Origin of the sequence: Myxococcus qinghaiensis, assembly GCF_024198215.1 — a bacterium.
In the GTDB taxonomy this organism is placed as follows: domain Bacteria; phylum Myxococcota; class Myxococcia; order Myxococcales; family Myxococcaceae; genus Myxococcus; species Myxococcus qinghaiensis.
This window is the reverse complement of sequence record NZ_JAKCFA010000004.1, coordinates 466672-481128: the sequence shown is the minus strand read 5'-3', so window position 1 is coordinate 481128 and position 14457 is coordinate 466672. Positions and strand designations below refer to the sequence as shown.

Annotated in this window: 7 protein-coding genes and 1 tRNA gene; 5 read left to right on the top strand and 3 right to left on the bottom strand. The window is 70.1% G+C overall.

What is annotated here, in order from left to right; translation table 11 throughout:
* Nucleotides 1-186 precede the first annotated feature (186 nt).
* Nucleotides 187-271: transfer RNA gene (locus LZ199_RS09535), tRNA-Ser, on the top strand.
* Nucleotides 272-492: 221 nt separating this feature from the next.
* Nucleotides 493-3312, top strand: a complete 2820-nt coding sequence (locus LZ199_RS09530) for an AAA family ATPase (RefSeq protein WP_253993325.1) — start codon at nucleotides 493-495, stop codon at nucleotides 3310-3312.
* 64 nt (nucleotides 3313-3376) lie between these two features.
* Here LZ199_RS09530 and LZ199_RS09525 read toward each other — a convergent pair whose 3' ends face one another.
* A complete protein-coding gene (locus LZ199_RS09525) occupies nucleotides 3377-7432 on the bottom strand; it encodes a CARDB domain-containing protein (RefSeq protein WP_253993324.1) in 4056 nt (1351 codons plus the stop codon).
* Between the two features lie 322 nt (nucleotides 7433-7754).
* Nucleotides 7755-8327 carry a hypothetical protein gene (locus tag LZ199_RS09520; RefSeq protein ID WP_253993323.1) on the bottom strand — a complete coding sequence of 191 codons (573 nt, stop codon included), beginning with the start codon at nucleotides 8325-8327 and terminating at the stop codon, nucleotides 7755-7757.
* A gap of 207 nt (nucleotides 8328-8534) precedes the next feature.
* On the opposite strand from LZ199_RS09520, the gene LZ199_RS09515 reads away from it, so the two are divergent.
* The gene (locus LZ199_RS09515) at nucleotides 8535-9755 is read left to right on the top strand and encodes a polysaccharide deacetylase family protein (RefSeq protein WP_323389412.1); all 1221 of its coding nucleotides are present in this window, start codon (nucleotides 8535-8537) and stop codon (nucleotides 9753-9755) included.
* 1056 nt (nucleotides 9756-10811) lie between these two features.
* On the opposite strand, the gene LZ199_RS09510 is transcribed toward LZ199_RS09515, so the two are convergent.
* Nucleotides 10812-11057 carry a hypothetical protein gene (locus LZ199_RS09510; protein ID WP_253993321.1) on the bottom strand — a complete coding sequence of 82 codons (246 nt, stop codon included), beginning with the start codon at nucleotides 11055-11057 and terminating at the stop codon, nucleotides 10812-10814.
* An 82-nt stretch (nucleotides 11058-11139) separates the two neighbouring features.
* On the opposite strand from LZ199_RS09510, the gene LZ199_RS09505 reads away from it, so the two are divergent.
* Nucleotides 11140-13905: a serine/threonine-protein kinase gene (locus LZ199_RS09505; RefSeq protein WP_253993320.1), complete on the top strand. Its 2766-nt coding sequence runs from the start codon at nucleotides 11140-11142 to the stop codon at nucleotides 13903-13905.
* 202 nt (nucleotides 13906-14107) lie between these two features.
* Nucleotides 14108-14407 carry a hypothetical protein gene (locus LZ199_RS09500; protein WP_253993319.1) on the top strand — a complete coding sequence of 100 codons (300 nt, stop codon included), beginning with the start codon at nucleotides 14108-14110 and terminating at the stop codon, nucleotides 14405-14407.
* Nucleotides 14408-14457 lie beyond the last annotated feature (50 nt).

Genomic DNA, 14457 nt, shown 5'->3' with positions numbered 1-14457 from the left:
AGGGGATGAGGAGGTCCGCCAGAGGCGGCCTCCCGCCCGTGGACCTCCCCGCGAGCCGGCAGGCGGGTGCGCTGCTGCCGGCGACTTTCCTGGAAGACCGACGCCGGAGGCCGGCGGCCCGTTTCGAAAACGGTGCGGGTGCATGACGCGCTCGGGGTTCGAGTCCCCTGTCTTCCGCTGTGTCTTGGAGCATGCAGGCCGGGTGGCCGGCCGCCTGGCTGGAAACCAGGAGGGCCCTTCGAGGCTCGTGGTTCGACTCCACCGTGTTCCGCTCGCTTCACAACAACTGTTTGGAAGTTGGACTGGCGATGGCGCCAGGCCCCGCTGCTACCGGGTGCGAGCCGGCTTGCCGGCTTGAGGTTCGAGTCCTCCGACTTCCGCTTCCCTCCGGCCTTGGGCCAGGAGATTCCGGCCACTCGCCGGGATTGCGCGCTCACCTCGGCGGTTCAGCGGTTAGAGTGCGTGCTCCGGCGAGGGGGCGGCTGACGACACATGGCGACGAGGAAGAGCGAGGACCAGGAGCGACTCATCGACCGGGACCTGACCGCGTTGGCCCGAGAGGGTCGGCTGCCGGCCGCGCACGGCGTGGACGCCGCGGTGACGGAGGTGCTGGGCCTGCTGACGCGCGGTGGCAAGCACCCGCTGCTGGCGGGAGACCCCGGCGTGGGCAAGAGCGCGCTCGTGCAGGAGGTGGCGCGCCGCATCGCCGAAGGACGGGTTGACGCCGAGCTGACGCAGTCGCGCCTGGTGGAGGTGTCCGTCGCCAACATCCTCGCGCGCAGCACTCAGCGACAGGCCGCGGAGAGCTTCGAGGAGCTGCTGGCCCACCTGGCGCGGCACCCCTGTCCCATCGTCTACATCCGGGATTTGCCCGCGGCGCTGGGAGGGCCCCTGGCCCCCGTGGCCGTGCGCGCGCTGCGCACCGGCGGCCTGCGCTTCATCTTCGAGACGGAACCCAAGCGCGTGCAGGAGCTGCTGCGCTCCGACGAGGCGCTGGCGGAGCGGCTGCACCTGCTCCCCCTGCACGAGCCTCCGCTGGAGAAGGCACGCTGGGTCTTGGGCCGCGTGGCGGAGGAGCTGGAGCGTGAGCTGCGCCTGCCCATTGACCCGGCCGCGTGTGATCTGGCCCTGCGGCTGTCGTCCAAGTTCCTGCTGGCGCAGCGCATGCCGCGCAAGGCCATCGAGCTCTTGAAGGAGACGGCGGCGGAGGCCGCGGGCGCGGCCAAGGACCATGTCGGTCCCGAGGACGTGCTCACCCGCTTCTGTTCCGCCACGCGCCTGCCGCGCTTCGTGGTGGACGACGCCATGCCGTTGGACCTGGAGGAGACGGAGCGCTTCTTCGGAGAGCGGCTGCTCGGCCAGACGGACGCGGTGGGCGCGGTGCTGCGCTCGGTGGCGCTGCTCAAGGCGGGGCTGAACGACCCGCGCCGGCCGCTGGGCGTGTTCCTGTTCGCGGGCCCCACGGGCGTGGGAAAGACGCAGCTCGCGAAGCTGCTGGCGGAGTACCTCTTCGGCTCGGCGGACAGGCTGGTGCGCCTGAACATGGCGGACTACCCCAACGACGGCGACGAGAGCGTGCCCTTCGGCGCGTCCTGGGCCCCGGCGTTGGAGACGCGTCGCGGAGAGCTGAGCGCACTCCTGGACGGCAAGGTGTTCTCCGTGCTGCTGCTCGACGAGTTCGAGAAGGCCGCGCGCAGCGTGCACGACCGCTTCCTCCAGCTCTTCGACGAGGGCACCTTCGTCAACGGCGCGGGCGAGGTCGTCTCGTGCAACAACACGCTCATCGTCGCCACGTCCAACGTGGGCGCGGAGGTGTACCGGGAGCCCGCCATGGGCTTCGCGGGCACCAAGCGCGCGGACGAGATGGTGTCGGAGGTCGACCGCCGCATCGGCGAGGCCTTCCGCCCGGAGTTCCTCAACCGCTTCGACGCCATCTGTCACTTCCAGCCGCTGTCCAAGGTGGACATCCGCAAAATCGCGCAGCGCGAGGTGGGCCGCGTGCTGGAGCGAGAGGGCATCCGCGCGCGCTCCCTGGACGTCGAAGTGACGCCCGAGGTCGTCGACCGGCTGGTGGAGCGCGGCTACTCGCCCCAGTTCGGCGCGCGCTATCTCCAGCGGGAAATCGAGAAGACGCTCACCGCCGCGCTGGCCGTGGAGATTGCTCGCAAGCCGCTGCCCCCTGGCACCCCCGTGCGCGTGGAAGCACGTCCTGGTGGCCGGGTCATCGCGGTGGCCGAGCCCGCCGCGCCGCTGCCCTCGCCCACCGCGCAGCTGCTGCTGCCGTCCGCGCGCGCGACGCCGGTGAAGCGGCGGCTGGACCGCAAGTCGCTGTTGGTCGAGATGGACCGGCTGGTGGGCAAGGCCCGCTCGCTGGCGGCCTCCGCGGGGCGGCCGGAGCTGGAGGAGCGCCGCGCGGCCCTGCTGACGGAGACGCAGGCGCCCAACCTCTGGGACGACCCCACGCACGCGGCGGATGTCATCCGGGCCTTCCGGACGGTGGAGGCCCACCTCAACGAACTGGAGCGGCTGGAGGCCGCGTGTCTCTTCGGCCGGCGCCTGGTGCGTGAGGCGAAGAACGAAGTGCAGCTCGCCTCCGCGGCCCGGCAGGTCGAGGACGTCGCGCGAGAGGTACAGATGGCGGAGGCGCTCCATGCCTCCGGCTCCACCACTCTGGACAACGAGGCCCTGGTGGATATCTGCGCGAGCGACTCGGCGGAGACGCAGGAGGCGTGGGTGCAGGAGCTGGCCACCATGTACCTGGGCTGGGCGCAGCGGCGCGGCTACGAGGCGGTGGCGGTGGCGGAGGCCGACGAGCCGGCTCGCGTCGTGGTGCGCATCGCCGGCCCCGGGGCCTACGGCTTCCTCGCTGGCGAAGCGGGCATGCACCGACGACTGGAGGACGAGAAGCGCCAGCGCGCCTATGTCCGCGTGCACCGGGGCGGCGCTCTCTCCGAGGAGGAGCTGGAGCTGCTGGAGGTGCTGGGCCGGCCCGTGAAGAGCCATGAGGGCACCTACCTCCAGCGCGTGCGCACCGAGGTGACGGTGAAGGACGAGTCCACCGGCCGCGTGCTGACGCTCACTGGCGCGGGCGAGCTGGACGAGTTGAAGGACATCGCCACTCGCGTGGTGGCCGGACAGGGCGGAAGCACGGACGAGGTGCGACGCTACTACCTGGGCCGCAGCGCGCGCGTGGAGGACCCTCGCACCGGAGCCGGGACGCCTCGAGTGAAGGACGTGCTGCGCGGCGAGCTGGATGTGTTCATCGCCGCGTGGATTTCGCGCCCGCCGTCGGAGCCCCCGCTGGGGAGCTGAGCCGACGGAAAGCAGTGAGGGGACGGGCCATTCCACCCCGTCCCCTCATCAAGACCTCAGCGCGCTATTGATTGATTTGGAGCGCGATGGCGCGGGAGTTGTTGTCCTCGCGCAGCTCCGACTGCGACTGGTACGGGTCCACGTAGGCGCCCAGGAACCAGGCGCCGCCCTGCCCCATCGCATCCATCGGCAACCAGGCCGTCACGCTCAGGCTCTGGGTGATGCAGTCACCCGGGTTCAGGGCGATGACATTCACGCCTCCCAGCTCCCGCTGGTCCGAGTTGGGGTTGTTCCCAGGGCTCGGCATGGAGGGCTCCGGGGAGAGGTTCGCGTCGAGGGACGTGTAGAGCGACACCCAGGCGGAGGGGCTCGCCTGCGTGCCCTGGTTGCACACGCGCACCGTCGAGGAGAAGGTGCTCCCCTGGAGGATGGAGGCAGGCCCCGTGAGCGAGGTGACGACGAGGTCCGGCTTCGTCCCCACGCCGAGGAGGCCCTTCACAAAGGTGTTGTTGTCCTCGCGCAGCTCCTGCACCCCGCCGCTCGAGTCCACGAGCGCGCCCAGGTAATAGGCCATCCCCTGACCGCCGGGCGGCGTGTACGCGTTGACGCTCGCGGTGCGCGCCATGCACTGGGCCGCGAGCAGCGACGGCACGGACACCGAGCCAATCATCACCTGGTCCGCCACCGTGGGCGACGTCGACAGCGAGAGCACGTCGTCCAGCGATAGGACCACCTCGACGTACGTGGAGGCGCTGGGCTGGGTGCCCTGGTTGCACACCGTCACCGTCGTGGTGAAGGCCTGTCCCTGCGTCACGCTCGTGGGAGAGGTCATCGCGGTGATGACCAGGTCCGCGCGGCTACCCACTCCGATGAGGCCCTTCACGAAGCTGTTGTTGTCCTCGCGCAGCTCCTGCACCGAGGCCGGGTCATCCACGATGGCGCCCAGGTAGTACGCCCCGTCGCCCGTCCCATCCGGCGGCAGCCACGCGGTCGCGCTCACCGAGCGCGTGGCGCACTGCCCCACCGTCAGCGCGGGGATGCTCACGTTCGCGACCTCGGTCTGGTCTCCCGGGGGATAGCCAGGGCCCGACATCGACGACAGCGCGGTGTCCACCGACAGGAGGAAGCGAGCCTGCGTCGAGGTGCTGGGGGTGGTGCCCTGGTTGCACACCGTCACGCCGGCGGTGAACGGCTGGCTGATGGACGCGCTCGTGGGCGCGGTCATCGCGGTGATGACCAGGTCCGGCTTGTTGCCAATGCCGATGGGGCCCTTCACGAAGCTGTTGTTGTCCTCGCGCAGCTCCTGCACGTTGGCCGGGTCATCGACGATGGCGCCCACGTAGTACGCCCCGTCGTTTCCCTGCGCATCGGGCGGCAGTCCGACCCACGCCGTCGTCGAGCGCGTCGCGCACTGTCCCGGATTCAGCGACGGCACGGAGACGTATCCCAGCGGAGACTGGTCCGTCGCCGGGTAGCCGCCGGGCCCGTACGGCATCGGCGTCAACACGGTGTCCATCGACACGTAGAGCTGCGCCTGCGTCGAGGTGCTGGCGGTGGTGCCCTGGTTGCACAGCGTCACCGATGCGGTGAAGGACTGACCATTCTGGAGGGCCTGCGGCGCGTTCAGCGCCGTGACGACGAGGTCCGGCCGACTGCCCACGCCGACGAGCCCCTTCACGAAGACGTTGTTGTCCTCGCGCAGCTCCTGCACGGAGCTCGGGTCATCCACGATGGCCGCCAGGTAGTACGCACCGTCGCCCGTCCCATCCGGCGGCGGAGGGCTGCCATAGAACGAGCCACTGCGCGTCACGCACGCTCCGGCATTCAGGGAGGGCACGGGCAGGGAGCCCAGCGGCAGCTGGTCCGTCGGCGGACCACCAGGGCCGGACGACAGCGGCGTCAACGTCGTGTCCGTCGACAGGTAGAGCTGCGCGTTCGTCGAAGGACTGGACTGGAGGCCCTGGTTGCAGACCGTCACCGTCGCGGTGAAGTTCTGGCTGGAGTTGAAGCTCACGGGTCCGGTCATCGCGGTGATGACGAGGTCCGCGCGGTTGCCCACGCCGACGAGGCCCTTCACGAAGGCGTTGTTGTCCTCACGCAGCTCCTGCACGGAGGCCGGCTCGTCCACGATGGCCCCCACGTAGTAGGCCCCTTCTCCCTGCCCATCCATGGGGAAGCTCACCCAGGCATTCATGCCACGAGTCGCACACTGCCCCGGGCTCAACGAGGGCAGGCCAATCATCACCAACGGAGCCTGGTCCGTCGGAGGAGAGCCGCCAGGGCCGGGGTACATCGGCGTCAGCGTCGTATCCGTCGACAGATAGAGCTGCGCGTTCGTCGAGGAGCTGGGGGTGGTGCCCTGGTTGCACACCGTCACCGACGCGGGGAAGGACTGACCGGGCGACAGGGTCGGCGGAACGCTCACGTCCGTGACGATGAGGTCCGGCCGGTTGCCCATGCCGATGAGCCCCTTCACGAAGACGTTGTTGTCCTCGCGCAGCTCCTGCACGGAGCTCGGGTCATCCACGATGGCGGCCAGGTAGAACGCGGTGGCCTCCGTGGGCGACGGAGGAAGCGAGGCCCAGAGGTTCTCTCCGCGCGTCACACACTGGCCGGGAGACAGACCCGGAATCGAGATGTAGCCCATCGGCGACTGGCTGCTCGGAGGAGGCCCCATGGGCCCCATGGGCGTCACCGTCGCGTTGAGGGAGAGGTACAGGTTCGCCATCGTCGAGCTGCTCTGCGCCGTGCCCTGGTTGCAGACCGTCACAGTGAACGGAGCGGACTGTCCCGAGTTCAGGCTCGCCGGCGACGTCAACGCGGTGACGATGAGGTCCGGTCGGTTGCCCACGCCGATGCGCTCCTTCGCGTAGGTGTTGTTGTCCTCGCGCAGCTCCTGCGCGGAGTTTCCGTCGTCCACGATGCCCCCCAGGTAGAAGGCGCCGGGGCTGACGCCCGCGGGAGGCAGCCAGGCCTGGGCGGAACCGGTGCGCGTCACGCACTGCCCCGGGTTCAGCAGGGGGACCTGCACCATGCCCACGTCCCGCTGGTCCGTGGGGGGCGCACCCGGGCCCATCTGCGTCAGCACGGTGTCCAGCGACAGCAGGAGCCGCACGGACGTCGCATTGGCATAGGTCGTCCCCTGGTTGCAGACGCGCGCCTGGACCTCGACGTTCTGACCTTCCGACGCGCTGGCGGGGCCGCGCAGCTCGGTGATGATGAGGTCCGGCCGATTGCCCACGCCGATGCGCTCCTTCGCATAGGCGTTGTTGTCCTCGCGCAGCTCCTGCACCGAGGCGGGGTCATCGACGATGGCGCCCAGGTAGAACGCCCCAGGGCCCGGCGACGCGGGAGGCTGCGCCGCGAAGACGGAGACGCTGCGGCGGACACAGGCGCCCGCGTTCAGCGTCGTCTGGGTCAGCACCTCGCCAATCGGCGACTGGTCCGTGGGAGGAGCGCCCGGGCCGGTCGGCGTCAGCACGGTGTCGGTCGACAGGAAGAGCTGCGTGCGGACCGAGGGGACGCTCACGGTGCCCTGGTTGCACACCGTCACCGCCACAGTGAAGTACCCGCCCTGCGGCACGCTGGGAGGACTCGACAGCTCGGTGATGACGAGGTCCGGCCGGTTGCCCACGCCGATGCGCGTCTGCGCATGCGTGTTGTTGGTCTCGTTCAGCTCCGCCACGGACTGATTCGCATCGACGATGGCGCCCAGGAAGTAGGCACCGTCACCCTGCGCCGCGGGCGGCAGCCAGGCCGTACCGAGCACACGGACATCCGCGCACTGGCCCACCGACAGGTCCTGCTGGAGCGTCTCCTGCCCCGCCAGGGACTGGTCCGACGGAGGAGGCATCGTCGTCAGCGGAGACAACACGTTGTCCAAGGACAGCAACACCGCCACGGTGGAGCCCCGGTACGCGGGCGCCGTGCCCTGGTTGCAGACCGTCACCGTCGTGGGGAACGACGAACTCCCCGAGGTGACACTCGCGGGGCCTCGTACGTCCGTCACCACCAGGTCCGGCCCCGTGTTCAGGGAACTCGACGCCATCTCCAGCGCGGGTTGCTCCTGTGCGGGCTCTCCGCCCGAACAGCCCGTGCTCACTCCGACAAACAAGCCCATGACCAGCCACCTCGTGGCGGTCGCGCTCCACTCCGGCCTCTTCATGAAGTCTCCCGTTGCATGACATGCGGAGTGACACGGCGGACGCCGGGCCAGACTCCAGGCACGCGCTCTAAGTGCGTAGCAGGAAGACTGAAAGTACCGAAGTGCCTGGGAGGTATTGCTCCCAGGAAAGCCTCATGAAGTCTGAAAAGACTCCAGCAAACCCAAGCCGCCTCTCGGAGCTTGAGGTTTCATGAAACAAACGGGGCGATGTCGACACCTGACTGTTTCCAAATGTGTCGGGCGTCGCGTGCTGACTCCGCGATGTTTCACGGACGGGTCAGCGAACCACGCCCGCCAGGCGCGCGGGCGCGGGCGCGGAGGGAGAGACGGCCACGGCCCTGCCGAGCGTCCCCGCGCTCTGGGGGAAGGGGCCTCGCGCCAGCTCGTGCCCCGCCGGGTCCAGCACCTGCGCATAGACAGTCTTGAAGCCCTTCTTCAGGCCCACCGACTGATGAGGCTCGCCCTTGCTGTCGGCGACCATGAAGAGCGAGGAGTCGAGCTCAGGGGGCGGCGACTCGCCGTGCCGCTGGAAGAGGTCTCGCATGAGGTCGAGCGACTCCGCGTGGCTCTTGCGAATCTCTCCCTTCGCCATGCCCTTGAAGAGACCCGGGACGTCGCGCAGGTCCACGCGGACCACGACGATGGGCTTGACCGCTCGCACGTCGTACACGAACTTGTAGGCGTGCTCCTTCAGCTCATCCCGGGTGCCCTTGTTCGCATAGAGCACCACGGTGGGACGCCCCTTCCCGATAGGGACTTCCTTTCCGAACACGTCCTTCAGCTCAGCGGCATGCGCGGGCAGGACTCCCAGGACGCCCAGCAGACCTACGAGCGCGGCGAACTTCCTCATGTGAACGTGTCCTTTCAAAAGACGCTGTGATGGGTGCGACGGCTTCTACGAACACCACCGCCTCCGGCCCGAATCCCTGGCGACATCCACCGGTGGCTCCATGGGCCACCCGCTCACCAGGCCACACGACTCCTGCGCGCGCGCTCGGTTGCTCGGCAGCACCGCGTCTGCTATCGCCTCGCCCGCGCCTCGGAGCGCGCGCGGGGGATGTCCATGATTGAGCGGTTCCGGAAGTTGCCATTCATTGCCACGCTGCTGTTGGGGACGCTGAATTCGTCCGCGTTCGCCGCCCAGCCTTTCGAACAGGGAATGGTCACCATCACGTTGGATGACGGGTGGGCCACGCAGTACACAAAGGCCCGGCCCGCGCTCAACGCGCGGAACATCCCCGCCACGTATGCCCTCATCACCCAGGCGCTCGCGCAGGGCTGGGGTGGCTACATGAGCATCGCGCAGGCGCAGACGCTGGTCGCCGAGGGCAACGGCATCGCCAGCCACACGCTGACCCATCCGGACCTGACCACGCTGTCCGCGCCCGAGCTGCAGTCGGAGCTCGGGGACTCGCGCGACTGGCTGGTGACGAACCTGGGGCTGACGTCGGTGCCCGACTTCGTCATCCCCTATGGGCTCTACGACGCCAACGTGCTCGCGGCCATCCGACAGCACTACGGCAGCAGCCGCACGGTGAACGCCGGGCGCAACTTCCGCGACACCATCGTCTACGAGCTGCGGGGCAACGACGTGGCGCGCACCGTGCCGGTGAGCACGGTGCGCGGCTGGATTGACCAGGCGCTCGCGGAGAAGAGCTGGCTCATCCTCGTGTTCCACGAGTTCGTGGACGGCACGCCCACGCGCGACACGCAGTACCGGACGTCGAACTTCACGGCCATCCTGAACCACCTCCAGACGCGCGGCGCGCGCACCGTGACGCTGTCCCAGGGGCTGGCGCTGATGGAGGGCCGCACGGACCCGGAGCCGTCCTCGGGCCTGCCCGTCTACGGCGATGCGCTGGAGAGCGGGTTCGCGGATTGGAGCTGGGCGGAGCACTCTCTCGACGAGACGGGCATCGTCCACGCGGGCTCGGCCGCCATCCGCTTCGAGCCGGACACGTGGGCAGGAGTGCTCCTGCATCACTCGGGCGTGGAGGTAGCGGGGTACCAGTCCCTGGAGCTGTGGGTCCATGGCGGCACCACCGGGGGACAAGCGGTGCGCGTCGTCCTGCATGACGGCACCGACGTGCTCGGGACGATGCGGCTGGATGAGGCCCTGGGCGGACCGCTGGTCGCCGGCGAGTGGCGGAAGGTGACGCTGTCGCTCGATGCGATGGGTGCGACGTCGGGCACGCTGCGCGACCTGTACTTCCAGGACGACTCCGGGGATGACCAGGCGGCGGTGTACCTGGACGACATCTCGCTCATTCCCAGGTGAAGGGCTTCGAGACGTGGCGGAGAGGGATTCCGCCGCGCCGCGCCCGATTCCGACTGAACACTCGCGGGCCCAGGCCAAGACCTTGCGGGCTTCTTGACGGGGCCCCCTTCTCAGAAACCTGTCACGTGGTGGAACATCCCGGTTCGTGTCCTGCTTCGATGAGAAGACCGCGCGGGCGCTGGCCACCGGAATGCTCTCCGCCGTGGAGGCACAGCGGTTTCGGCGCCACGCGGAGGGCTGCCGTCAATGCGCGGCGCTCCTGGCCCGTGTGACGCCACCCGGCACGGCCGCTCGTCGAGTCACGGTCGTGCAAGAAGAGGCCACGGACCTGGCCATTCCCCGAGCCACGCTTCTGGGAGAGGCGTTGGACCTCGAGTTGCCCACCGAGCCCGTCCGGACCGCCAAGGCCGCTCGGGCCTCCAATGACAGCTCAGCGTCAGCCAAGGCGCCTCCGCAGTCCTCGCACAAGCCTGGTGCTCCAGCGGTCCCCGTGGAGGCCGAGCAACACACGGATGCCTCCGCGTACCCGCTGACTTCGAATCCCAGGGCCCCTACCGTGTTGGACTCCGACCTCCATATGGCATTGGAGTCGAGGCTGCGCGCGAGCACGAGTCACAAGGGCGGGCCGCAATCCCTCGCGGTCGCGGACGGTTCGAGCGAGTCGGCGGAGGACGCGCCCCCGGACGCTGGGACGCTGATTGCGCCTCTGCCACGTCGTCCAGGCGAAGAGGACGCGCAGCAATCCCTGGCTGGCGCGGGAGCCTCGTCACCGCGAGTTCAACCGGACGTCGGGGCACGTGCGCGCGCAGCGACTCCGCAACCCTCCGCGAGCGCGACGGGCAAGTCGAGCGTCCCCTCCCAGCCTTCGTCCGGCACAGCGAGTCCGCGCATCAAGACACCCGAGGCGTCCTCCAGCACGACCTCACCACCAGCGCCGCCTGCGCCATCCAGCGGGGCGAGTTCGCGCGTACAGCCACCCGCGAGCGCTCAGCCGGCAGTCCCTGTGTCATCTATTGGTGTGAACTCGCACGCACAGTCGCCCGCGACTACGGCCGCTCAGCCCGCGTCATCCAGCGGAGCGAGTTCGCGCGTCCAGCCACCCGCGAGCGCATCCGCACAGCCCGCGTCATCCAGCGGGGCGAGTTCGCGCGTCCAGCCACCCGCGAGCGCATCCGCACAGCCCGCGCCGCCACCTTCGCCATCCATCGGGGCGAGCGCACGCGTACAGCCGCCACAGTCCTCTCCTTCCTCTGCATCGGCCAGCGCGGCGGGCTCACGCCCACCTCCCCCTGACGTGGGCACCCTGATTGCGCCTCCGCCACAACCACCCGCGGGCGGGGGCACCTGGGCGGCGCCTCCTCCCGCCCCTCCGCTGGGCACCAGCGTGCGTGTCCCGCCTCCCGCGCAAGACGCGCAGGGGCGCTCCCGTCATCCCGACAATGGCGCCGCTCGCAAGGGCGAGGCGAGGGAGACGGCATCGCGCGCCACCGTGGGGCGCTACCACATCCTCGACAAGCTGGGCTCTGGCGGAATGGGCGTCGTCTACAGCGCCTATGACCCGGACCTCCATCGTCGCGTGGCCATCAAGCTGCTCCACCCGGACGCCAACACCGTGGTCCGCACCGACGGCGCCTCTCGCCTGCTGCGCGAAGCCCAGGCCATGGCCCGCCTCTCCCACCCCAACGTCGTCTCCGTCTACGACGCGGGCACCTTCGCCGGTCGCGTCTTCATCACCATGGAGCTCGTCGAGGGCCTGTCCCTCCGTCACTGGCTCCGCGCTGAACATCGCTCCTGGCGCGAGGTCCTCGACCTCTTCCGTCAGGCGGGACGAGGACTCGCCGCCGCCCACGCCGCCGGGCTCGTCCACCGCGACTTCAAGCCCGCCAACGTGCTCGTCAACCGGGACGGCCGCGCCCAGGTGACGGACTTCGGCCTCGCACGCAACACCGCGGACCAGGACGCCATGGAGGAAGGGCGTCCCACCACGCCCTCACGATTCGCGCTGCGCGAGGAGGACCTGCTCGAATCGCCCCTCACCGAGGCCGGCCTCGTCATGGGCACCCCCGCGTACATGCCGCCCGAGCAACACGAGGACGGCCGCACCGACGCGCGCGGCGACCAGTTCAGCTTCTGCGCCTCGCTCTACGAGGCCCTCTACGGCCAGCTCCCCTTCGAAGGGAAGCAAGCCACCGCCTACCTCCAGGAGTCCCTCGCCAACCGCGTGCGCCAACCCCCGCGCGGCAGCCGCGTCCCCGCCTGGCTGTTTCGCGCCGTCACCCGGGGCCTCTCGCCCACGCCCGACGCGCGCTACCCCTCCATGGAGGCCCTGCTGGCGGAGCTCGGCAAGGACCCGTCCGTGGCGCGGCGACGCCGGAGCATCCTGGCCGCCGGCTTCCTCCTCATCTACGGCTTCATGGGCGTCACCTGGTGGATGGGCAACCGTCGCCACGCCCCCTGCCTGGCCCCCGAGGCGCGACTGGCCGGCATCTGGGATGCCTCGCGCAAGGACACCGTGAGCCGGGCCTTCGCCGCCACGAACAAGCCCCAGGCCCCCGAGTTCTTCTCGCGCGTGGCGCAGAGCCTGGACACCTTCGCCCAGGAGTGGGCCGGCATGCACCAGGAGGCCTGCGAGGCCACGCGGGTGCACGGCCACCAGTCGGACGCCGTGCTGTCCCTGCGCATGGCCTGCCTGGAGCGCCGTCGCTCCACGCTGGATGCCGTGGTGGGCGTGCTCGCGCAGACCGACGCGGAGTCCCTCACCACCTCGCTGGACGCGGCCCAGCGCCTGCCCTCCGTCACCGACTGCGCGAACGTGGACGCCCTGCGCATGGGGCTCCCTGAATCTCCCGAGCAGCGCCAGCGCGTGGAGAAGCTCCGCGCCAGCCTGGACCGCACCACCGCGCTGGTGGACGCCGGCCGCTATGAGCAGGCCAACGAGGAGCTGACGGCGACACTGGAGCAGGCTCGGGCGCTCGACTACCGCCCGGTGCTCGCGGAGGCCCTGGAGCTGGAAGGCCGGCTCGGACTGGTGCTCGGTGACGAGGCTCGCGCGCAGAAGGCCCTGCGCGAGGCCCTGCTCACCGCGCAGGCCACGCGCCACGACGAGGTGGCCGCACGCGCCGCCGCGCGCCTGGTCACCACCCTGTCCCAGTCGCCCGCGCTGGAGGAGTGGAGCATCGCGCAGGCGAAGTCCTGCATCGAGCGCGCGGGTGGCACCCCGGACCTGGAGGCCCTGCTCCACACGAGCCTCGCGCGCAACGCCTTCCTCCGGGGCCAGTACGCCCAGGCCGCCGAGGCCTTCGGTCGCTCCGCGACGCTGCGTGAGCAGGCCCACGGAGCCGTGCACCTGCTCACGCTCGAGTCCCTGCGCAATCAGGCCGCCTCCCTCTCCCGCACGCCCGAGACGGAGCACACCGCCCGCCTGCTGCGCCGCGTGCTGGAGACGACGAAGGAGGTCATGGGGCCGGACCATCCCCAGACGGCGATGGCCGCCAACGCCGTGGGCTACCACCTGACCACCAGTCGCCGCTTCGAGGAGGCCATTCCCTTCCTCGAACAGGCCATCGCGCTGGAGGAGCGGGCGATGGGTGCGAACAGCGCGACGCTCAGCTATCCCCTCAACAATCTCGCCAGCGCATTGGAACCGCTCGGCCGCTACGCCGACGCGCGGAAGCTTCGCGAGCGCGCCCTGGCGCTGGACCTCCAGACGCATGGCCCCGCGCATCCGGAGACCGCATCGGACTGGGCACTGCTGGCGCAGCTGGCCCTGAGCGAGGGCCGCACCCGCGACGCGGTGGACCTGGCCCTGCGCAGCGCGCAGGCCTACGAGACCTTCCAGAAGGGTCATCCCGACCAGGCCACGCCGCTCACCACGCTCGGACTCGCCCAGCTCGCCCTGGGCAAACCGCGCGAGGCTCGCGCCACCCTGGAGCGCGCGCTGGCCCTGCGCACCGCCACTCCCGGCCCGGGAGATGGACTCGCGGCCACCCGCTTCGCCCTGGCCCGCGCCCTGCCCTCCAACGAGGTCTCCCGCGCACGTGCCCTCGCCCAGCAGGCCCTGGGCTTCTACGGCGCGGAGCCCGCCGGTTGGTCCACCGAAGCCCAGCGCGTCAAGGCGTGGATGAGCGGGCGCACCACCCCGTCTCCTTGAGGCCCCACCCAGGACGCTCCGCGTCATACCGCCCGTCCGTACGAGACCTCCCTCTCACGTCTGGGGCGAAGCACCTTCTCGCCGCAGCGGCCGATACTCCAGGTGCGGGCCTTTTCAAGTCGGACCCGCGCCCGGGGGTGTCATGCGCATCGAGTCTCCACCGAAGTCCGCCGCCAGAGCCGGTTCGCGTCCTGCCTCGCCCGTGTCCGAGCCGTCAGCCCGCACGGCGGCTCCCAAGCCAGGCGAACAACGGGACCTCCCGCAGGCCGACAAGTTCGACGCGCGCAGGGCGAAGGGCGCGGGGCTGCCCATCCGAATCACCGGCCGGTGTCCCTCGCCGTCGCCGTGGCTGCCCCTCGAGCCCTGGGTCCCCAAGACGAAGCTGGAGCCCTGGAACGGCACCCAGACCAAGCCCTGGCTCCATCGCCCGGACATCTTCCGGGGGCCCCATTGTCCCCGGGGAGCGTCCATGGGCTGCGGCCTGCCCATCCGCATCACCTAGCGAGCCGTTCGGGGTCAACCGACCCCACCCACCTGGTCACCGCGCAACTT

What these genes read in the sequence shown, in the direction of transcription:
- LZ199_RS09530 (WP_253993325.1), top strand. Translation starts at nt 493, where the DNA reads ATGGCGACGAGGAAGAGCGAGGACCAGGAGCGACTCATCGACCGGGAC.
- LZ199_RS09525 (WP_253993324.1), bottom strand. Translation starts at nt 7,432, where the DNA reads ATGGGCTTGTTTGTCGGAGTGAGCACGGGCTGTTCGGGCGGAGAGCCC.
- LZ199_RS09520 (WP_253993323.1), bottom strand. Translation starts at nt 8,327, where the DNA reads ATGAGGAAGTTCGCCGCGCTCGTAGGTCTGCTGGGCGTCCTGGGAGTC.
- LZ199_RS09515 (WP_323389412.1), top strand. Translation starts at nt 8,535, where the DNA reads ATGTCCATGATTGAGCGGTTCCGGAAGTTGCCATTCATTGCCACGCTG.